Origin of the sequence: Methylobacterium sp. SyP6R (genome assembly GCF_019216885.1) — a bacterium.
Classification (GTDB): Bacteria; Pseudomonadota; Alphaproteobacteria; order Rhizobiales; family Beijerinckiaceae; genus Methylobacterium.
The window spans coordinates 5,158,496-5,177,552 of record NZ_JAAQRC020000001.1 but is presented as its reverse complement, the minus strand read 5'-3'; the positions used below and the strand labels follow the sequence as shown (position 1 = coordinate 5,177,552).

The 19,057-nt window shown below is 71.8% G+C and carries 16 protein-coding genes; 10 read left to right on the top strand and 6 right to left on the bottom strand.

Annotated elements, in window-relative coordinates; all coding sequences use genetic code 11:
• Positions 1 to 3 precede the first annotated feature (3 nt).
• The 6 genes from lpdA (at position 4) to HBB12_RS23740 (ending at position 10,205) form a co-directional block, all read left to right on the top strand.
• The gene (gene lpdA / locus HBB12_RS23765) at positions 4 to 1,407 is read left to right on the top strand and encodes a dihydrolipoyl dehydrogenase (protein ID WP_236991622.1); all 1,404 of its coding nucleotides are present in this window, start codon (positions 4 to 6) and stop codon (positions 1,405 to 1,407) included.
• 245 nt (positions 1,408 to 1,652) lie between these two features.
• Positions 1,653 to 2,198: a gluconokinase gene (locus tag HBB12_RS23760; protein ID WP_236991621.1), complete on the top strand. Its 546-nt coding sequence runs from the start codon at positions 1,653 to 1,655 to the stop codon at positions 2,196 to 2,198.
• Positions 2,199 to 2,297: 99 nt separating this feature from the next.
• Positions 2,298 to 6,089 (top strand): ATP-binding response regulator, encoded by a 3,792-nt coding sequence (locus HBB12_RS23755; RefSeq protein WP_236991620.1) that lies wholly within the window; start codon positions 2,298 to 2,300, stop codon positions 6,087 to 6,089.
• Between the two features lie 262 nt (positions 6,090 to 6,351).
• Positions 6,352 to 8,028, top strand: coding sequence for a DEAD/DEAH box helicase (locus tag HBB12_RS23750; protein ID WP_236991619.1), 1,677 nt, complete (start codon positions 6,352 to 6,354; stop codon positions 8,026 to 8,028).
• 260 nt (positions 8,029 to 8,288) lie between these two features.
• On the top strand, positions 8,289 to 9,167 hold the full coding sequence (locus tag HBB12_RS23745) for an aldose 1-epimerase family protein (RefSeq protein WP_236991618.1): 879 nt from the start codon (positions 8,289 to 8,291) through the stop codon (positions 9,165 to 9,167).
• 72 nt (positions 9,168 to 9,239) lie between these two features.
• Entirely contained in the window at positions 9,240 to 10,205 is a 966-nt protein-coding gene (locus HBB12_RS23740; protein ID WP_236991617.1) for a tyrosine recombinase XerC, read from the top strand.
• Positions 10,206 to 10,212: 7 nt separating this feature from the next.
• On the opposite strand, the gene HBB12_RS23735 is transcribed toward HBB12_RS23740, so the two are convergent.
• Both HBB12_RS23735 and HBB12_RS23730 read right to left on the bottom strand, forming a co-directional pair.
• Positions 10,213 to 11,676 carry an MDR family MFS transporter gene (locus HBB12_RS23735; RefSeq protein ID WP_236991616.1) on the bottom strand — a complete coding sequence of 488 codons (1,464 nt, stop codon included), beginning with the start codon at positions 11,674 to 11,676 and terminating at the stop codon, positions 10,213 to 10,215.
• 117 nt (positions 11,677 to 11,793) lie between these two features.
• Positions 11,794 to 12,255, bottom strand: coding sequence for an Lrp/AsnC family transcriptional regulator (locus HBB12_RS23730; protein ID WP_236991615.1), 462 nt, complete (start codon positions 12,253 to 12,255; stop codon positions 11,794 to 11,796).
• Between the two features lie 145 nt (positions 12,256 to 12,400).
• Between HBB12_RS23730 and HBB12_RS23725 the strand changes: the two genes are divergently transcribed.
• Complete coding sequence (locus HBB12_RS23725) at positions 12,401 to 12,652, top strand: DUF6356 family protein (protein WP_236991614.1); 252 nt, start codon at positions 12,401 to 12,403, stop codon at positions 12,650 to 12,652.
• A 125-nt stretch (positions 12,653 to 12,777) separates the two neighbouring features.
• On the top strand, positions 12,778 to 13,779 hold the full coding sequence (locus HBB12_RS23720) for an ABC transporter substrate-binding protein (RefSeq protein WP_236991613.1): 1,002 nt from the start codon (positions 12,778 to 12,780) through the stop codon (positions 13,777 to 13,779).
• Positions 13,780 to 13,788: 9 nt separating this feature from the next.
• Here the strand turns inward: HBB12_RS23720 and HBB12_RS23715 are convergent, their stop codons facing one another.
• Positions 13,789 to 14,127, bottom strand: coding sequence for a hypothetical protein (locus HBB12_RS23715; protein WP_236991612.1), 339 nt, complete (start codon positions 14,125 to 14,127; stop codon positions 13,789 to 13,791).
• Positions 14,128 to 14,417: 290 nt separating this feature from the next.
• Positions 14,418 to 14,747, bottom strand: a complete 330-nt coding sequence (locus HBB12_RS23710; protein ID WP_236991611.1) for a hypothetical protein — start codon at positions 14,745 to 14,747, stop codon at positions 14,418 to 14,420.
• Positions 14,748 to 15,094: 347 nt separating this feature from the next.
• Between HBB12_RS23710 and cysS the strand changes: the two genes are divergently transcribed.
• Positions 15,095 to 16,474 (top strand): cysteine--tRNA ligase, encoded by a 1,380-nt coding sequence (gene cysS, locus HBB12_RS23705; RefSeq protein ID WP_236991610.1) that lies wholly within the window; start codon positions 15,095 to 15,097, stop codon positions 16,472 to 16,474.
• 42 nt (positions 16,475 to 16,516) lie between these two features.
• Here cysS and HBB12_RS23700 read toward each other — a convergent pair whose 3' ends face one another.
• Both HBB12_RS23700 and HBB12_RS23695 read right to left on the bottom strand, forming a co-directional pair.
• Entirely contained in the window at positions 16,517 to 16,723 is a 207-nt protein-coding gene (locus HBB12_RS23700; RefSeq protein WP_336886949.1) for a DUF1737 domain-containing protein, read from the bottom strand.
• A 140-nt stretch (positions 16,724 to 16,863) separates the two neighbouring features.
• Positions 16,864 to 17,457, bottom strand: a complete 594-nt coding sequence (locus tag HBB12_RS23695) for an LOG family protein (RefSeq protein WP_236991609.1) — start codon at positions 17,455 to 17,457, stop codon at positions 16,864 to 16,866.
• A gap of 205 nt (positions 17,458 to 17,662) precedes the next feature.
• Between HBB12_RS23695 and HBB12_RS23690 the strand changes: the two genes are divergently transcribed.
• The gene (locus HBB12_RS23690) at positions 17,663 to 19,012 is read left to right on the top strand and encodes a LysM peptidoglycan-binding domain-containing protein (protein ID WP_236991608.1); all 1,350 of its coding nucleotides are present in this window, start codon (positions 17,663 to 17,665) and stop codon (positions 19,010 to 19,012) included.
• Positions 19,013 to 19,057 lie beyond the last annotated feature (45 nt).

Genomic DNA, 19,057 nt, shown 5'->3' with positions numbered 1-19,057 from the left:
CGCATGTCCTCCTACGATCTCGTCGTCATCGGCACCGGCCCCGGCGGCTACGTCTGCGCCCTGCGCGCCGCCCAGCTCGGCCTGAAGACCGCCGTGGTCGAGAAGCGCCCGACCCATGGCGGCACCTGCCTCAATGTCGGCTGCATCCCGTCGAAGGCCCTGCTCCACGCGTCCGAGGCGTTCGAGGAGGCGACCAAGCACTTCCCGGTGCTCGGCATCACCGTCGGCGAGCCGAAGCTCGACCTGCCTAAGATGATGGCGTTCAAGCAGGACGGCGTCGACGGCAACACCAAGGGCGTCGCGTTCCTGCTCAAGAAGAACGGCATCGACGCCTTCCAGGGCACCGGGCGGCTGGCCGGCGCCGGCCGGGTCGAGGTCACCTCGGAGGACGGCAGCAACCAGATCCTGGAAGCCAAGAACGTCGTCATCGCGACGGGCTCCGACGTCGCCAACCTGCCGGGCGTGACCATCGACGAGGAGGTCGTGGTCTCCTCGACCGGCGCCCTCGACCTGACCAAGGTCCCGGGCAAGCTCGTCGTCATCGGCGCCGGCGTGATCGGCCTCGAACTCGGCTCGGTCTGGCGGCGGCTGGGCGCCGAGGTGACCGTCGTCGAGTATCTCGACCGGATCCTGCCGGGCATGGACGGCGAGGTCGGCAAGCAGTTCCAGCGCATCCTGGCCAAGCAGGGCATCGCGTTCCGCCTGTCGCAGAAGGTCACCGGCGTCGAGCGCACCGGGAACGGCGCCAAGGTCACGGTCGAGCCGGCCGCGGGCGGCGCGGCGGAGGTGCTGGAGGCCGACGTGGTCCTCGTCGCCATCGGCCGCACGCCCTACACCGCGGGCCTCGGCCTCGACACGGTCGGCGTCCAGCTCGACAACAAGGGCCGGATCCAGACCGACGACCGCTACGCCACCAACGTCACCGGCCTCTACGCCATCGGCGACGTGATCGCCGGCCCGATGCTCGCCCACAAGGCCGAGGACGAGGGCGTCGCGGTGGCCGAGATCCTGGCCGGCAAGGCCGGCCACGTGAATTATGGCGTGATCCCGAACGTGGTCTACACCACGCCGGAGGTCGCCTCGGTCGGCAAGTCCGAGGAGGAGCTGAAGAAGGACGGGATCGCCTACAACATCGGCAAGTTCCCGTTCACCGCCAACGGCCGCGCCAAGGTGAACCACACCACCGACGGCTTCGTGAAGGTGCTGGCCGACGCGTCGACCGACCGGGTGCTCGGCGTCCACATCGTCGGGCCCGATGCCGGCAACCTCATCATGGAGGTCGCGGTGGCGATGGAGTTCGGCGCCTCGTCCGAGGACATCGCCCGCACCTGCCATGCCCACCCGACCCTGACCGAGGCGGTGAAGGAAGCCGCGCTGGCGGTGGAGAAGCGCGCGCTGCACATGTGAGCGCGACGGCTATACCCCTCCCCCCTCTGCGGGGGAGGGTGGCCTGCGGAGCAGGCCGGGAGAGGGGAACCACGATTCCGGAGAGGCCGCGCGCCCGATGAAGGGCGATCCCTGGAAGAGCGTCGCGCTGCCCCTCTCCCGGCTCACTTCGTTCGCCACCCTCCCCCGCAGAGGGGGGAGGGTCAGGCGCTCAGCGCGGTATCATCTGTTTGAGAATGACAAAGAAAACGGGAGGGCACGCGACGATGGACAATGCCGCAGGAAACCCGGCTCCCCCGGCGGTCATCGTCGTGATGGGCGTCTCCGGCTCCGGCAAGACCACGGTGGCGAGCCTGCTCGCCGGCCGGCTCGGCTGGGAGTTCGAGGACGGCGACGATTTCCATCCTCCCGCCAATGTCGAGAAGATGCAGGCCGGCTCCCCCCTCACCGACGAGGATCGCTGGCCCTGGCTCGCGGCCATCGCGGCCTGGATCGACCGGCTCCGCGCCGAGGGGCGGCACGGGGTGGTGACCTGCTCGGCCCTCAAGCGCGCCTATCGCGAGGTCCTGGTCGGGGACCGGCCGGACGTGCGCCTCGTCTACCTCAAGGGCGACCGCGAGCTGATCGGCCGGCGCATGGCCGCCCGCCACGGGCACTTCATGCCGACGAGCCTGCTCGACAGCCAGTTCCGCACCCTGGAGGAGCCGGCGCCCGACGAGCGCCCGCTCGTGGTCTCGGTCGGCGCCACCCCGCAGGCGATCGTGGCCGAGATCGGCGAGGCCCTGACCGGGCGGCCGGTGCAGGGCGCCTGATCCGCGACGGCAGCCGCGTGCATTTCACATTTCTTAAGTTTGGTTTTTGACAGTCCGGGGCGCCCGTGCCATCGCGAGGGCATGCGGGACCCTATACTCATGCCCGGTAACCGGCCGAACGCGCACGAGATCCTGTTCCCCGGCGGTGGCGAGATGGGCGCACGTCTGCGCGCCCACGACTGGTCGGCGACATCCCTCGGGCCGGTCCAGGCCTGGCCGCCATCGCTGACCACGGCGGTGCGGATCATGCTCGGCTCCCGCTTCGCCATGTGGATGGCGTGGGGACCCGACCTCACCTTCTTCTGCAACGACGCCTACAAGCCGACGCTCGGCGTCAAGGAAGCCTGGGCGCTGGGCTCCCGCTCCGACGTGGTCTGGGCCGAGATCTGGCCCGATATCGGCCCGCGCATCGCCCAGGTTCTGCGCACCGGCCAGGCGACCTGGGACGAGGCGCTGCTGCTGTTCCTGGAGCGGCGCGGCTTCACCGAGGAGAGCTACCACACCTTCTCGTACAGCCCGCTGGCGGACGAGTCCGGCACCGTCACCGGCATGCTCTGCGTCGTCTCGGAGGAGACCGAACGGGTGATCGGCGAGCGGCGCCTGCGCTGCCTGCGCGATCTCGGGACCGGGATGGCGGCAGCGCGCACCGTTTCGGAGGTCGGAGCCGTGGTGGCCGCCTGCCTCGGGGAGGGCACCCGCGACCTGCCGGTGGCGCTCGCCTATCTGGCGGGCGATGCGCCGGCCCTGCTGGCCCGGGCGGGACTGGGGTCCGATCACCCGGCCGCCGGGCGGGCGGCGGAGGCCGCTGCGGCCGCGATGGTGCATCTCGACGCCGCCGGCCCGAAGCCGGTGGCCGTCGCCGATCTCGGCCCCCTCTTCGCCGGGCTGCCGGCCGGCCCCTGGGACCGGCCCCCCACCCATGCCCTGGTCGTGCCGATCGCCCAGCAGGGCCAGGCCCGGCCGGCCGGGGTGTTCGTCGCGGGCCTGAACCCCTACCGGCCCCTCGACGAGGAATATCGCGGCTTCGTCGACCTGTTCGTCGGCCAGATCGCCACGGGGCTCGCCAACGCCAATGCCTACGAGGCCGAGCGGCGCCGGGCCGAGGCCTTCGCCGAGCTCGACCGGCAGAAGACGGTGTTCTTCTCCAACGTCAGCCACGAGTTCCGCACGCCCCTGACCCTGATGCTCGGGCCGCTGACCGAGGTGCTGGATTGCGCGCCCGCGACCCTCGATCCCGACACGCGCCGCCTGGTGGAGCTGGCCCATCGCAACGGCCTGCGGCTGCTGAAGCTCGTCAACGCGCTGCTCGATTTCTCGCGCATCGAGGCCGGCCGGGCGCAGGCCGCCTTCGAGCCCCTCGACCTCGCCCGCTTCACGGCGGAACTCGCCTCGAGCTTCCGCTCGGCCACCGACAAGGCCGGCCTCGTCCTCGACGTCGATTGCGTTCCCTTGCCGGAGCCGGCCTTCGTCGATCCCGACATGTGGGAGAAGGTCGTCCTCAACCTCGTCTCCAACGCCTTCAAGTTCACGCTTCGAGGCCGCATCGCCGTGCGGCTGGGCGCGCAAGGGGAGCGGGCGGTGCTGTCGGTGGCCGATACCGGCCTCGGCATCCCGGAGGCCGAGCTGCCGCGGCTGTTCGAGCGCTTCCACCGGGTCGAGGGCGCGCAGGGGCGCAGCTTCGAGGGATCGGGCATCGGGCTCGCCCTGGTCCAGGAGCTGGTCCGGCTGCATGGCGGCACGGTCGGGGTCGAGAGCGCTGTGGGCGAGGGCAGCACCTTCACGGTGAGCCTGCCGCTGGGCCGGGCCCACCTGCCGCAGGACCGCATCCGCGCCGCCCGGGCCGGGGTGTCGACCGCCACCCGCTCCCACGTCTTCGTCGAGGAGGCGACGCGCTGGCTCGACGAGGAGGCTGCGGGTCCCGCCGATCTCGGCGAGGCGCCCCGCCCGTCCCTGGCCGGCCTCACCGGCCGGGTGCTGCTCGCCGACGACAACGGCGACATGCGGGCCTATGTCGGGCGCCTGCTCGGCGACAGCGGCCACGTCGTCGAGGCGGTGGGCGACGGGCAGGCGGCTCTGGCGGCGGCCCGCCGCCACGCCCCGGACCTCGTCCTTTCCGACGTGATGATGCCCGGCCTCGACGGGTTCGGCCTGCTCGCCGCCCTGCGGGACGATCCCGCGCTCCGGGGCATCCCCGTGATCCTGCTCTCGGCCCGGGCCGGCGAGGAGGCCCGCATCGAGGGACTGGCCGCGGGCGCCGACGACTACCTGATCAAGCCGTTCTCGGCCCGCGAGCTGCTGGCTCGCGTCGAGACCAACCTGCGCCTCGCCCGGGTCCGGCGGGAGGCGGCGGATGCCCTGCGGCGGGTCAACGAGACCCTGGAGGCCCAGGTCGCCGAGCGCACCCGCGAGCGCGACCGGATGTGGCGCCTGTCGAAGGACGTGATGCTGGTCGCGCGCTTCGACGGCACGATCGCGGCGCTCAACCCCGCCTGGCACGCGGTGCTCGGCTGGACCGCCGAGGATCTCATCGGCCGCCCGTTCCTCGACCTCGTCCACCCGGACGACCGGGAGCGCACGCTGGCGGAGACCAGGCGCCTCGCCGACGGCCACGCGACGCTGCTCTTCGAGAACCGCTACCGCCACGCCGACGGCTCCTACCGCATCCTGTCCTGGACCGCGGTGCCGGGGGAAGAGCACCTGCACGCGGTCGGGCGCGACGTGACCGAGCAGCGCGAGCTGGAGGAGGCCTTCCGCCAGTCGCAGAAGATGGAGGCGGTGGGCCAGCTCACCGGCGGCATCGCCCACGACTTCAACAACCTGCTCACCGGCATCGTCGGCTCCCTCGACCTCCTGTCGACGCGCCTGGCCCAGGGCCGCACCGACGTGGCCGCGCGCTACATCGAGGCGGCCCTGACCTCGGCCCACCGGGCCGCGGCGCTGACCCATCGGCTGCTCGCCTTCGCCCGGCGCCAGCCCCTCGACCCGCGCCCCGTCGATGCCAACGCCCTCGTCGCCTCCCTGGAGGATCTTGTGCGCCGGACGCTCGGCGAGACCGTCACCCTGGAGACGCGCCTCACGGAGGGCCTGTGGCCGACGCTCTGCGACGCCAACCAGCTCGAGAGCGCGATCCTCAACCTCGCCATCAACGCCCGCGACGCGATGCCCGACGGCGGGCACCTCACCATCGAGACCCGCAACGTCACCCTCGACGGGGTCTTCGCCGCCGCCCACGGCGACGTGGCGCCGGGCGCCTATATCCGCCTCGCCGTCACCGATACCGGCACCGGCATGCCGCCCGAGGTGGTGCGCCGCGCCTTCGACCCGTTCTTCACCACGAAGCCCATCGGCCAGGGCACGGGCCTGGGGCTCTCGATGATCTACGGCTTCGCCCGCCAGTCCGAGGGCCACGCGGTCATCGCCTCGGAGGTCGGCCGCGGCACCACCGTGGCGCTCTACCTGCCGCGCCACGACGGGCCCCTCGCCGAAGCCGAGGGCCCGGCCCCCGGCCCGGCCGCGCCGCCCGCCGGCAGCGGCGAGACCGTGCTGGTGGTGGAGGACGAGCCGGCGGTGCGCAGCCTCATCGTCGACGTGCTGCGCGACCTCGGCTACCGGGCGCTCGAGGCGCAGGACGGCCCGGCCGGCCTCGCCGCGTTGAGGGGCGCCGCCCGCATCGACCTCCTCGTCACCGATGTCGGCCTGCCGGGCCTCAACGGCCGCCAACTCGCCGACGCCGCCCGCGAGCATCGCCCGGGGCTCAAGGTGCTGTTCATCACCGGCTATGCCGAGAACGCCGCCATGGCGGGGTTTCTCGCGCCCGGGATGCAGATGGTCACGAAGCCCTTCCCGGTCGACCTGCTGGCGCGGCGGATCCGGGCGATCATCGAGGGGTGATCCCCGAGAATCATCCCGCCGAAAATCACCCCGTCCGGGGCATCCCTTGAGGAGGTGCCACCCATGCGGGGTGCGGGGTGGACCTCCGGCCCCAACCCCTGTAATGGCTGCCTCCTCCACGAAAAGACCGTAGGGATTCCCCGCGCGCCGCGAGCGCCCGCCGCCATGCGGCCGGCCCTCTGATGAGGCCATGTGCTACAAAGCCTGGTCTCCGGAGCCGATTCGATCCCCGCGCGTCGCCATTACCTGGGATCGAATCCACGTGCCTTTTCCTGTTCTACCCGCCCCCCTCGCCAAGGCCCTCGCCGACCGCGGCTACGAAGACCCGACGCCGGTCCAGGCCGCCGTCCTCGAGCCCGAGACCGAGGGGCGCGACCTCGTCGTCTCGGCCCAGACCGGCTCCGGCAAGACCGTCGCCTACGGCCTCGCTCTCGCCCGCACCCTCCTCGGCGACGCCGAGATGCTGCCCGCGCCCGGCGCGCCGCTCGCGCTGGTGATCGCGCCGACCCGCGAGCTGGCGCTCCAGGTCCACCGCGAGCTGTCCTGGCTCTACGGCCCGGCCGGCGCCCGCGTCGTCTCCTGCGTCGGCGGCATGGACCCGCGGCGCGAGAGCCGCTGGCTCGCCGACGGCGTCCACATCGTGGTCGGCACTCCGGGCCGCTTGCGCGACCATCTCGAGCGCCGCAACCTCGACCCGTCGGCCTTGCGCGCCGTGGTGCTCGACGAGGCCGACGAGATGCTCGACCTCGGCTTCCGCGAGGATCTGGAGTTCATCCTCGGCACGACGCCGTCCGAGCGGCGCACCCTGCTGTTCTCCGCCACCCTGCCGAAGGCCATCGTGGCGCTCGCCGAGTCCTACCAGCGCGATGCGAAGCGGATCGCGGTGGTCGGCGAGACCAAGGCGCATGCCGACATCGAGTACCGCGCCTTCCGCATCCTGCCGCGGGAGACGGAACTGGTGGTGGTCAACACTCTGCGCCAGATCGAGGCGCGCACCGCGATCGTGTTCTGCAACACCCGCAATTCCGTGCGCCACCTCCAGGCGGTGCTGACCGAGCGCGGCTTCCAGGCCGTGGCGCTCTCGGGCGAGCTCGGCCAGGGCGAGCGCAACGCCGCCCTCCAGGCCCTGCGCGATGGCCGCGCGCGGGTCTGCGTCGCCACCGACGTCGCCGCCCGCGGCATCGACCTGCCGGGGCTCGGCCTCGTCATCCATGCCGAGCTGCCCAACGATGCGGAAGTGATGCAGCACCGCTCCGGCCGCACCGGCCGGGCCGGGCGCAAGGGCATCAGCGTGCTGCTGGTGCCGCCGTCCCGCCGCCGCCGGGCCGAGGAGCTGATGGTGCGGGCGAACGTGGTGCCGGTCTGGTCCGGCCCGCCGCCGGCCGACGAGATCCGCGCCCTCGACCAGGAGCGCCTGCTCCAGGACCCGCTCGTCACCGACGAGGTGAGCGACGAGGACCGCGCCATGGCCCAGTCGCTGCTCGCCCAGCGCTCGGCCGAGGATCTCGCCGCCGCCCTGGTGCGGGCCTACCGCTCGCGCCTGCCGGCGCCCGAGGAGGTCACCGATCCGGGCTTCACCACCGGCCGCGGCGCGACGACCAAGCGCGAGACCACCCCGCGGGACGGCCCGCGCGCCCCGTTCGGGTCGAGTGTGTGGTTCCGCCTCAATGTCGGCCGGCGCGACAACGCCGATCCGCGCCGCCTGCTGCCGATGCTGTGCCGCCGCGGCGACGTGACCCGCGAGGAGATCGGCGCGATCCGCATCTTCGACCGCGAGACCAAGTTCGAGGTTCGCGGCGGCGCCGCCGAGCGCTTCGCCCACACCTTCCCGCGCACCGGCCCGGCCGACCTCCAGGTCGAGGCCCTGGCCGGGGGCGAGGCCGAGGTCCCGCCGCGTCCCCGCCAGCCCCGGCGCAGCAACAACGCCCGGCGGGGGTGAGCGGCTCATCTGCCCGAAACAGGCGTTTTTGACGGGCGCACCCCTTGAACCCTCCCCCCTCTGCGGGGGAGGGTGCCCCACGGAGTGGGGCGGGAGAGGGGACGCCGTTTCCGGATAAAGCGGAGCCGTTCTGACGGGCGCCAACTGGATCAACGTCGCGCTGCCCCTCTCCCGGCTCACTGCGTTCGCCACCCTCCCCCGCAGAGGGGGGAGGGTTCACGCGCGGGCCTTCTGACAGCCCGCCGCTGCATGAGGCCCCGATGACCGACACCGTCGAGATCCGCCACCGCGCCACCGCCGCCCGCCTCGCCCTCGCCGGCGCCGAGCCGGTCTCCTGGCGGGTCGGCGGCACCGAGTACCTGTGGTCGGGCGATCCGGCGCACTGGAACCGGCACGCGCCCTGGCTCTTCCCGGTCGTCGGCGCCTCCGCCGGGGGCGCCGTCACGGTGGCGGGCACGAGCTACCCGATGGCGCAGCACGGCTTTGCCCGCGACAGCCGCTTCACGGTGGTGGCGCAGGCCGAGGACAGCGTGACCCTGCGCCTGACCGACACGCCGGAATCCCGTCAGTCCTATCCGTTCGCCTTCCGCCTCGACGTCACCGCCACGGTGACCGACGGGGCACTGACCTTCGCCTGCGAGGTCCATAATCCCGGCTCCGAGCCGCTGCCCTACGGCCTCGGCTTCCACCCGGCCTTTCCCTGGCCCTTCGCCGGCGGCGAACGGGTGGCCGGGGGCGGCTACGCGGTGCACTTCGCGCATCCCGAGCGGCCGGCGGTGCCGGAGGTCGGGCCCGGCGGGCTGCTGGTGCGCAGCGAGCGGGCCTTGCCCCTCGCCGGCGACACCCTGCCCCTCGATCCCGAGATGTTCACCGAGGCGCTGGTGTTCCTGAACGCCCGCAGCCGGGCGATGCGCTTCACCGCTCCCTCCGGCGCGACCATCGCCCTGGAGGTCGAGGACTTCCCGCATCTCGCGGTCTGGACCAAGCCGACGGCGCCGTTCCTGTCCCTCGAATGCTGGACCGGCCACGCCGACTGGATGGGTTTCTCCGGCGAGCTGGCGGAGCGCGATTCGCAACGCCTGCTGGCGCCGGGCGCGAGCGCCCGCCACGGCGTCACCTTGCGCTTCACCCCCGCCTGACCGGGGGCGTCAACCCACCATAAACCCGATCCGGGGCCTACTCGTCTCCCCCCAACCGGAGCCCGGCCCCCGATGTCCGACGCAGACCCCGTCGACCTGCTGCTGCCCGGCGCCCCCGACGTGCGGGCGGCGGCCATTACCTGGCTCGAAGGAATGGCCTCGGAGCGGCGCCTGTCGCCCAATACCGTCGAGGCCTATCGGCGCGATCTGCGCCAGTTCCTCGCCCACCTGGCCAAGGGGGGCCGGAATCCCGACATCCCGACCCTGATCGGGCTCAAGCCCCGGGACGTGCGCGGCTTCATGGCGTCGCGGCGCCAGGACGGCGTCGGCGGGCGCAGCCTGATGCGGGCACTCGCCGGCTTGCGCTCGTTTGCCCGCCACCTCGACCGGGAGGGCCATGGCAGCGTCGCGGCTTTGTCGGCGGTGCGCTCGCCCAAGGTCGAGCGGCGCCTGCCCCGTCCGCTTCCCGTCGCCGCCGCGGTCGCGATGGCGAGTCCCGACATCCGCGCCGGCGAGGACCGCCCGGCCTGGGTGCTGGCCCGCGACGCCGCGGTGCTGGCGCTCCTCTACGGCTCGGGCCTGCGCATCTCGGAGGCGCTCGGCCTCACGCGGCGCGATGCGCCCATCGATGGGGTCGACGCCGTGACGGTGGTCGGCAAGGGCCAGAAGACCCGCAGCGTGCCGGCCATCGCCCAGGTCCAGGCCGCGGTGGAGGAGTACCTGAAACTCTGCCCCTACGCCCTGCCGCCGGAGGGTCCGCTCTTCGTCGGTGCCAAGGGCGGTCCGCTCTCGCCGCGCATCGTGCAACTCGCCGTCGCGTCGATGCGGGGCGCGCTGGGGCTGCCTTCGACCGCGACGCCGCACGCGCTACGCCACTCCTTCGCCAGCCACCTGCTCGCCCGCCAGGGCGACCTCAGGGCGATCCAGGAACTCCTGGGCCACGCCTCCCTGGCGACGACGCAGGTCTACACCAAGGTCGATGCCGCCCGCCTGCTCGACGCCTTCGACGCCGCCCATCCGCGGGCGCGGGCTTCTTGAGAGAGGCCTACTCCGCCGGCACCTCGCGCGCCCGCCCGAGGGCCACGTGCGGCACCAGGAGCGCCGTGGCGAAGGCCGCCGCGGAGATGATCAGCACCGCCCAGAAGGTCTGGTGCAGGGCGTGCTGGAGCACCAGCCGCACGGTCTCGGCCTCGCCCGGCAGGCCGCCCGCCGCCAGGGCCTGCTGGAGGCTGTCCGCCGTGACGGTGCTACCCGCCGCCGAGAGCCCGTGGTTGAGCACCGCGCCGAACACCGTGGCGCCGAGCGTGCTGCCGAGGTTGCGCGAGAAGATGTTCGAGGCGGTGGCGCTGCCGCGCTGGGTCCAGGGCACGATCTCCTGGATCAGCATCAGGGAGGCGTTGCTGACCAGCCCCATGCCGAAGCCCATGATCAGCGAGCCGGCCCCGGCCTGGACCGGGTGGCTGCCGGGCTGGAGCGTCACGACGGCGATGGCGCCGAGCGGCAGCATCAGGCTGCCGGTGACCAGGATGCGGCGCAGGCTGAAGCGGTGGATGGAGCGCGCCGCCAGCGTCGCGCCCATCGGCCAGCCGAGCACCATCACGGTGAGCGCCATGCCGGCGACGATCGGTGTCTGCCCGAGCACGCCCTGGACGTACATCGGCAGGAAGGTGGTGAGCCCGATCAGCGCCATGCCGGCCAGCAGCGAGGTGGCATTGGCGGCGGCGATCGGCCGGCGGCGCCAGAGCGCGGCGTCGATCACCGGCTCCCGCGCCCGCCGCTCCTGGAACGCCAGCAGCAAGGCCGCCACGATCCCGAGCCCGGCGGCGATGCCGACGATCGTCCAGCGTGCCTCGCCGGCCTCGGTCAGGGCCACCATCAGGGCCGCGACCGTCAGGGTGAACAGGGCGGCGCCCGCCGCATCGACCGGCCGGCGCTCGCGCCGCTCGCCCTCGTGCAGGAAGGCGATGAACAGCCCGCTCGCGACGAGGCCGACCGGCAGATTGATCCAGAAGATCCACGACCACGAGGCGTGCGCGATGATGAAGCCACCCGCAACCGGCCCGACCACCGCCGAGATCGCCCAGACGCTGGCGAGGAAGCCCTGGATCCGCCCGCGCTCCTGCGCGGAGTAGAGGTCGCCCACGATGGTGAGCGAGACCGGCTGGATCGCGCCCGCGCCGATGCCCTGGATCAGCCGGAAGGCGATCATCGCCGGCATCGACCAGGCGAAGCCGCACATGACCGAGGCCGCCAGGAACACCGCGATGCCGGTGAGCAGCACGGGCTTGCGCCCATGGATGTCGGCGAGCTTGCCGAACACGATGGTGGCGGCGGTCTGGGTCAGGAGGAAGCCGGAAAACACCCAGGCATAGAGCGACAGCCCGCCGAGCTCGCCGACGATGCCGGGCATCGCCGTCGAGATGATGGTCGCCTCGATCGCCACCATGGCCATCGCCGCCATGACGGCGGCGATCACGAGGGGACGGCGCGTCGTCCGGGAGGTGGTCATGGTCGCGGGCTTCGTCGGGCAGGGGAGGGGACGAGGGCGGCAGCTAAACCGATCGGCCCGGAAAGCAACCGGCGCCCGGCGCAGGCCAGACCCGCGCCATCATGATTGGACCTGGTCTTACTTAGCGTAAGTCACCGGCAGGGCGGTGGTGTACTTGATTCGCTCCATCGCGAAGGCCGAACTGACATCGTAGAGTTCGACCGACTGGATCAGCCGCTTGTAGACCCGGTCATAAGCCGCGATGTCGGGCACGACGATGCGCAGCAAGTAGTCGATCTCGCCGCTCATGCGGTAGAACTCGACCACTTCGGGGATCTGCGCCACGGCGGCGCAGAAACGTTCGGCCCAGTCGGCATTGTGCCGGTTGGTCCGCACCGAGACGAACACCGTGACGCCGACCCGCATCCGGTCGGGATCGAGGAGCGCCACCCGGCGCTGGATCACCCCTTGCGCCTCCAGCTTCTGGATCCGCCGCCAGCACGGCGAGGCCGACAGGCCGACCCGGGCGGCGATCGCCTCGAGCGACTCGGCCGCGTTCTCCTGGAGGCACAACAGGATTTTCCGGTCGAACTCGTCCACGCGAAATTTTCCCAACCGATCGCGTTCTGGCGCAACCTGATTGCGCGATCATGCGAAAACGGAGGAAAATTCGCAATCCGCCTTCGCGGGGTCCGTGCGATCCTCAGCCTGCCTTTCGAGACCACCGAGACCCTTGGAAATCCCCATGTCGAGGCTGTCCTTCTCCGAGCACCCGGCCGCCGTCGGCGAGACCTATGTCGAGCATATGGGCGTCGCCACCAGCTTCGGGCTCAGCATGATCGCCGGCGGGCTCGCCTGCCTCGTCCACGGCATCCTGCCCTTCGCCTTCACCTCGACCGGCTCGCGCACGATCCTCCGCCTGCACGACCGCATGGTGGCGAACCGCACGCGCGCCGCCCATCATCGGACCGAGACCTCCTCCGCCGTCTCGGCCTGACGCCTGCTTCTTTCGTCGCGGGTTGACGTGTCCGGGACATTTCCGGACCCTGGCTCCCTGAACGGCCCCGGCGGGCGCTCGATCGAAGCGTCCGGACAGGGGCCGAGACCAGGGAGCATTCGCCCATGCCGTTCCTCAGGCGCGCCGTCGGCGCGCTGGCCGTCGCGCTCGGCCTCGCCACCTCCGCCGCCCATGCCGAGACCGGCGAGGTGCGCTTCACCCGCCAGCCCGGCCTGATCTACATGCCGATGGTGCTGGCCGAGCAGCAGCGCCTGGTCGAGAAGCACGTCGCGTCGGCCGGCCTCGGCGACGTGAAGGTGAGCTGGGTCACGCTGACCAGCGGCGGCGCCTCGGTCGATGCGCTGATCTCCGGCAACGTCGATTTCGTCACCAGCGGCGCCACCAACCTGCTGCTCGCCTGGGACCGCACCCGCGGCGAGGTGAAGGGGCTGGCGGCCTCGGCCGGCGCGCCGATGATGCTCGTCACCCGCAACCCGGCGGTGAAGACGCTGGCCGATTTCTCGGCGAAGGACCGGATCGCGGTGCCGACCGTGAAGGTCTCCGCGCAAGCGGTGATGCTCCAGATCGCCGCCGAGCGCCAGTTCGGCGAGGCCGGCCGCAACAAGCTCGACGCGCTCACCGTGCAGCTCGGCCATCCCGACGCGGTCGGCGCGCTGCTGGGGGGCACCAGCGAGGTCAACAGCCACTTCTCGCTGCCGCCCTACCAGCAGATCGAGCTGAAGGACCCGAAGATCCACGTCGTGCTCAATTCCTACGACGTGGTCGGCGGGCCGTTGAGCAACGCCATCGTGTTCGGCCGCGGCAAGTTCATGGACCAGAACCCGAAGACCACCGCCGCGGTCCTCGCCGCCATCGACGAGGCCAACGCGCTGATCCGCGACGACCCGAACAAGGCCGCCGAGATCTACCTGGCGGCGACCAAGGAGAAGTTCACGCCCGACGAACTCGTCGCGATGATGAAGCAGCCCGGCGTCGTCTTCTCGGCCACGCCCTACGGCACGATGCTCCAGGCCGACCACCTGGCCAAGGCCGGCGTGCTGAAGAACCGGCCGAAGGCATGGACCGACTTCTTCGCCAAGGCGGTGCACGACCGGCCGGGCACCTGAGCCGGACTGTCAGCGCGGCAGGATGTCGAGGCCGGCGCGGCCGAAGGTGAGTTCGCCGATGTCGCATTCCGCCACGCTGTCGGCCGGGAACGCGACGGCACCGGAGGCCGAGGCGCCGCCGGTGCCGTAGCCGTAGGCGGTGCCGCCCCAGCCGCTCGCCGCCCGCACCGGGCGGGCGCCCGGGCGCGGAGTCGGTCCGACGGCGTCGTGATCGAAGGGAGTCCAGAGCCGGCAATCGTAGCCGGGCAGGCCGGAAATGACCGGGCCGACGGGCGCACGAGGCCGCGGAGCCGCAACGGCGAGGGTCGGCAGCAGGGAAGCGGCGACGATGACGATGCTTCGGATCATGCCACACGCTCCCGGTTGCCGCTTCCTGCGACTCATGAAGCCCGAGATAGGCGGCGGCGGGCGGTGCGCCAGCGGGGTAATGCGCGTTCGTGCGAAGCGAGTGCCGCGTGCACGGCAGGCCGCGCGGCCTGCCAGACGGCCCGTTGCGATCTAGAACCTATCCCACCCTGGACCTCATCCTGCGGTGTCAGTCCATCTCCGATGGACTGACACCGCAGGATGAGGTCCAGGGTCGGATGAAGCGGACGCTGCCTCAATTATCGAGCAGGCAACTCGCCCCCCAAAACCGATCAATCCCGGCAGGTGATCCGGATCGGGCGCTCCGAGGTCTTCACGGCGGGAGCCGCCTCGATCGCGCCGGTATACTCGTCCTGGGCGGCGATGCCGTAGGAGGCCGACTTGGCGTAGCCTTGCGACTCGCACCAGGCATCCGCCACCACCTGGCCGCACTCGCCGCCGGTGGTCAGGCACTCGGCGACGCCGTAGCCGTCGCTGGAGGGGATCAGGAAGGTCTTCTCCACGCCGGTTCCCTGGCCGGTTCCCTGCGAGGCGGCCAGCGCCGGGGCGGTGGCGGAGGCCAGGACACCGAGGGCGCTGAGGACGGCGAGGGTGCGACGCATGGGGCAAACCTTCTGATCGGAGCCGTCGGCATCCGGCTCCGGCCCGACACTGGGCGTGGGTGGTAAACAATCTCTCTACGCATCGTGCGAGCGGGGCGATTACGCAGGGTCCGGCAGGGCTTTGCACCCGGCGGCGTCTGCCTTCTCGAATTGCTCACGGATTTGAGCTAACCCGGATCGGCTCGTTCGGGCGTCTCACCCGTGCAACAGGCGGCCGCCTCGGTCGCCGGCACGGGCGCCGCCCGGGCCTTCCGCCGGACGGGACCGAGCCCGATCCGGCAACGACTTAGAACCTCGGCCGGTGCCCCGCGCGGCGCCCCGGCCCGACCCCGTCCCGCAGGTGTTTCATGGCCTCGCTGTTGCGCCTCTACAACACGCTCTCCCGGGCCAAGGAGCCGCTCCGGCCGATCGATTCGGGCCGGGTGCGGATGTATGCCTGCGGCCCGACCGTCTACGACGCGGCCCATATCGGCAACGCCCGGCCGCTGATCGTCTTCGACCTGCTGTTCCGGCTGCTGCGCCACCTCTACGGGGCGGAGGCGGTGACCTATGCCCGCAACGTCACCGACGTGGACGACAAGATCAACGCAAGGGCGGCCGAGCGCGGGATCACCATCCGCGAACTCACCGACGGCACGCTGGCGCAGTTCCACGACGACATCCGCCGCCTCGGCATCCTGATGCCGGGGGACGTGAACGTGGCCGGCAAGCCTCCGGCGATGATCGAGCCGCGGGCGACCGACCACATCGTCGAGATGACGACGCTGATCGACCGCCTCGTCGCCGCCGGGCACGCCTACGTGGCCGAGGACCACGTCCTGTTCGACGTGCCCTCGATGCCCGATTACGGCGCCCTGTCGCGCCGCCCCCTCGACGAGATGGAGGCCGGGGCCCGGGTCGACGTGGCGCCCTACAAGCGCTCACCCCTCGATTTCGTGCTGTGGAAGCCGTCCAAGCCCGGCGAGCCGTCCTGGCCCTCGCCCGGCGGGATCACGGTCCCGGGGCGTCCGGGCTGGCATATCGAGTGCTCGGCCATGGCCTGGAAGCATCTCGGCGAGACCTTCGACATCCATGCCGGCGGCATCGACCTGGTGTTTCCCCACCACGAGAACGAGGTGGCCCAGTCCCGCTGCTGCTTCGGCACGCCGGTGATGGCCAACATCTGGCTCCATAACGGCTTCCTGCAGGTCGAGGGGGAGAAGATGTCGAAGTCGCTCGGCAACTTCGTCACCTTGCGCGAGGTGCTGGCGGATTGGCCGGGCGAGGTCGTGCGCCTCGCCATGCTGCGCACCCATTACCGCCAGCCGATCGACTGGACGCTCCGCGGCCTGGAGGAGGCGAGCCGCACCCTCGACCGCTGGTACGACGCCGTCGGCGACGCAGAGCCCGGTCCGGCGCCCGACAGCGTGCTCGAGCCGCTGCTCGACGACCTCAACACCCCGGCGGCCCTCGGCGAGGTGCACCGCCTCGACGACCCGGCGGCGCTGAAGGCGGGCGCCGGCCTGCTCGGCCTGCTCGGTCAGACCAAGTCCGAGCGCGAGCGGGCGGCGGTGGCGGCCTCCGGTGTCGATGCGGCGGCGGTGGAGCGGCTGATCGCCGAGCGCAAGGACGCCCGCGCCCGCAAGGACTGGGCCGAATCCGACCGGATCCGCGGCGCGCTCACGGCGCTGGGGGTGACGGTGAAGGATAACAAGGACGGCACCACTACCTGGACGGTGGGCTCGTAGAACCATGGGCCGAGGGGCGGCGTACCGCCCCTCGTGCCGCCCTCACTCCTTGACCACCGACGGCCAGACGATGGCCTGCGCCACGATCACATCCGTGCCGTTGAAGGTGCAGGAGGGCGAGCCGTACAGCCGGTAGCCGAGTGCCAGCGCCTCCGAGATACGGCGACAGAAATGGGCGTCGTCCTTACCCGTGATCAGGCGGTAGGGCAGCATGTCGTTCGGGGGCTTCGAGTCCGGGGCCGTGGTCAAGATGGGCTCCTGGTGGCGTTATGTGCTTATCCATCCACAACCTCGGGATGAGGTTGAGGGTAGGCGAGAGTGCGGAGCCTGCCACCGCCGGCTCCTGAATGTGCCGGAGGTGGCAGGCCTTCTCATGAGCCGCTGCAGGCTCAGAACTTCTCCTCGATCAGCGCCTCGGCCTCAGGCCGCGGCACCGTCTTGGCGATCGCCTCCCGCAGCATCGGCACGACCTGGTCCGGCTCCTCGGCGACGAGGTAGCTGAGATCCAGCCCCTCGCGGATGAAGCCGGTGCGGCGCATGTGGTCGAGGAGGCCGAGGAACGGCGCCCAGAAGCCGGCCACCGAGAGCAGCAGGATCGGCTTGGCGTGCTGGCCGAGCTGCGACCAGGTCATCTGCTCGACCAGTTCCTCCAGGGTGCCGATGCCGCCGGGCAGGGCCACGAAGGCGTCGGAGCGGTCGAACATCAGCTTCTTGCGGGTGTGCATGTCGGAGACCACGATGGTCTCCTGCACGTCGTCGAGCATGCGCTCGCGCGACTTCAGGAAGTCCGGGATGATGCCGGTGACGTGGCCGCCATGGTCGAGCACCGCCCGTGCCACCGTGCCCATCAGCCCGACATTGCCGCCGCCATAGACCAGGGCGATGCCGGCCTCGGCCAGCTGGCGCCCCAGCGCCCGCGCCGCCGCCTCGAAGACCGGATCGGTGCCGAACCCCGAGCCGCAATACACGCAAACCGTCCGCATCGAGTCTCCGCACCGTTCGCAGCCGATACCCGGCCGTCGCTACGCAAGTTTCCGGCCGCGCCGCGCTTGTGAGCGCCGCGTGGTCTCGCCCCGCCAGTCCTGTTAATATGAGGGTGATGGCGCGGGCGTGTCGACCGGAGGCGAAAGGTCGCGCGGTCGTGCGTGGACCATCGGCGGGAGGACCCGTGAGCGGGAGTGTTGCGCCATGACGACCGAGTTGCGGACGACCGAGTTGCGCAGGGGCATCGTCCTCGCAGGCGTCGGCCTCGTCGCTGGGTTCGTGCTCATTGGCGTCGCAGCGAGTGGAACGCGGCTGTTCTCGCTCGTCTCGCCGGAAGCCGAGCCGGCAGCGACGACCGCGACGCAGGCGCCCGCCCCGGCCGTCAAACCGCTCGCCGCCCTGCCGGCCGAGTCCCCAGCCAATGCCCCCGCCAATGCCCCCGCCAAGCCCGAGGCGGACGAGGCGCCGGCCTTCGACGTCATCCGGGTCGAGCCCGACGGGGCGAGCGTGGTCGCCGGGCGCAGCCGCCCCGGGGCCGAGGTCGAGATCCTGCGCGACGGCCAGCCCTTCGCCCGCACCAGGGCCGACGAATCCGGCAACTTCGCCCTGGTGCCGCCGGTCCTGCCGCCGGGCAGCCACGAGATCACCCTGCGCAGCACCGCGTCGGACGGCGCCAAAGCCGCCGGCCGGGCCAGCGCCGTGGTGGTGGTGGCGCAGGACCGCCGCACCAGGCCCCTCGTCGCCGTGACGGCGCCCGGCCGGCCGACCGCCGTGCTCTCCCTGCCGGACACCGCGCCCAAGGCCGAGCCCGGCAAGATCGAATCCGGAAAGATCGAATCGGGCAAGGCGGAGGCCAAGGCCGAGATCAAGCCCGAGACCAGGTCCCTTGCCGGTTCCCCGCCGGTCAAGGTCGTCGGCGTCGATGCCGAGCCGGGTGGGCGGCTCTACGTCACCGCGCAGGGCGCGCCCAAGGCGGACCTGCGCCTCTACCTCAACGACACGCTGGTGGCGCCGGGCCAGGCGGGACCCGATGGCCGCGTCGCCTTCACCATCGGGAGCGGGGTCAAGCCGGGCGATTACCGGGTGCGGATCGACCAGGTCGATCCCGCCTCCGGCGCGGTCAAGACCCGGGCCGAGACCGCCTTCGCGGTGCCGCCCGGCCTCGACCGGCCGGCCCCCGCCGAAGCCCCGGCCCGCCAGACCCTGCTGCGCGGCGCGCCTGCCACCACCGGCCCCGCAGCCGCCCCCTCGGCAGCCGCACCGTCCGCGGGCGGAACGGTCGCGGCTTCACCGCCATCGTCGGTCGCCGAGGCATCGCCGAATCCGGTCGATCCCGGCACGGTATTCGTGCCCGGTGTCAGCACCGCGAAGGTCATCCGCGGCGACAACCTGTGGAGCATCAGCCGCCGGGCCTACGGCCGGGGTCTGCGCTACACCGTGATCTTCGACGCCAACCAGGGCCAGATCCGCGATCCCAACCGGATCTATCCCGGCCAGGTCTTCGTGCTGCCGGGCGAGGGGCCGCAAGCGCGGGAGCCGGAAAGCCGCGGCTGACCCGATCGCGCCCGATCGCGCGAGGTGTCTCAGGTCGACCGCCGC

Bases quoted from the DNA above. Each gene is read 5' to 3' on its own strand.
- HBB12_RS23760 (WP_236991621.1), top strand. From the start codon at position 1,653: ATGGACAATGCCGCAGGAAACCCGGCTCCCCCGGCGGTCATCGTCGTG.
- HBB12_RS23755 (WP_236991620.1), top strand. From the start codon at position 2,298: ATGCCCGGTAACCGGCCGAACGCGCACGAGATCCTGTTCCCCGGCGGT.
- HBB12_RS23695 (WP_236991609.1), bottom strand. From the start codon at position 17,457: ATGCGGACGGTTTGCGTGTATTGCGGCTCGGGGTTCGGCACCGATCCG.
- HBB12_RS23720 (WP_236991613.1), top strand. From the start codon at position 12,778: ATGCCGTTCCTCAGGCGCGCCGTCGGCGCGCTGGCCGTCGCGCTCGGC.
- HBB12_RS23690 (WP_236991608.1), top strand. From the start codon at position 17,663: ATGACGACCGAGTTGCGGACGACCGAGTTGCGCAGGGGCATCGTCCTC.
- lpdA (WP_236991622.1), top strand. From the start codon at position 4: ATGTCCTCCTACGATCTCGTCGTCATCGGCACCGGCCCCGGCGGCTAC.
- HBB12_RS23735 (WP_236991616.1), bottom strand. From the start codon at position 11,676: ATGACCACCTCCCGGACGACGCGCCGTCCCCTCGTGATCGCCGCCGTC.
- HBB12_RS23710 (WP_236991611.1), bottom strand. From the start codon at position 14,747: ATGCGTCGCACCCTCGCCGTCCTCAGCGCCCTCGGTGTCCTGGCCTCC.
- cysS (WP_236991610.1), top strand. From the start codon at position 15,095: ATGGCCTCGCTGTTGCGCCTCTACAACACGCTCTCCCGGGCCAAGGAG.
- HBB12_RS23745 (WP_236991618.1), top strand. From the start codon at position 8,289: ATGACCGACACCGTCGAGATCCGCCACCGCGCCACCGCCGCCCGCCTC.
- HBB12_RS23715 (WP_236991612.1), bottom strand. From the start codon at position 14,127: ATGATCCGAAGCATCGTCATCGTCGCCGCTTCCCTGCTGCCGACCCTC.
- HBB12_RS23725 (WP_236991614.1), top strand. From the start codon at position 12,401: ATGTCGAGGCTGTCCTTCTCCGAGCACCCGGCCGCCGTCGGCGAGACC.
- HBB12_RS23740 (WP_236991617.1), top strand. From the start codon at position 9,240: ATGTCCGACGCAGACCCCGTCGACCTGCTGCTGCCCGGCGCCCCCGAC.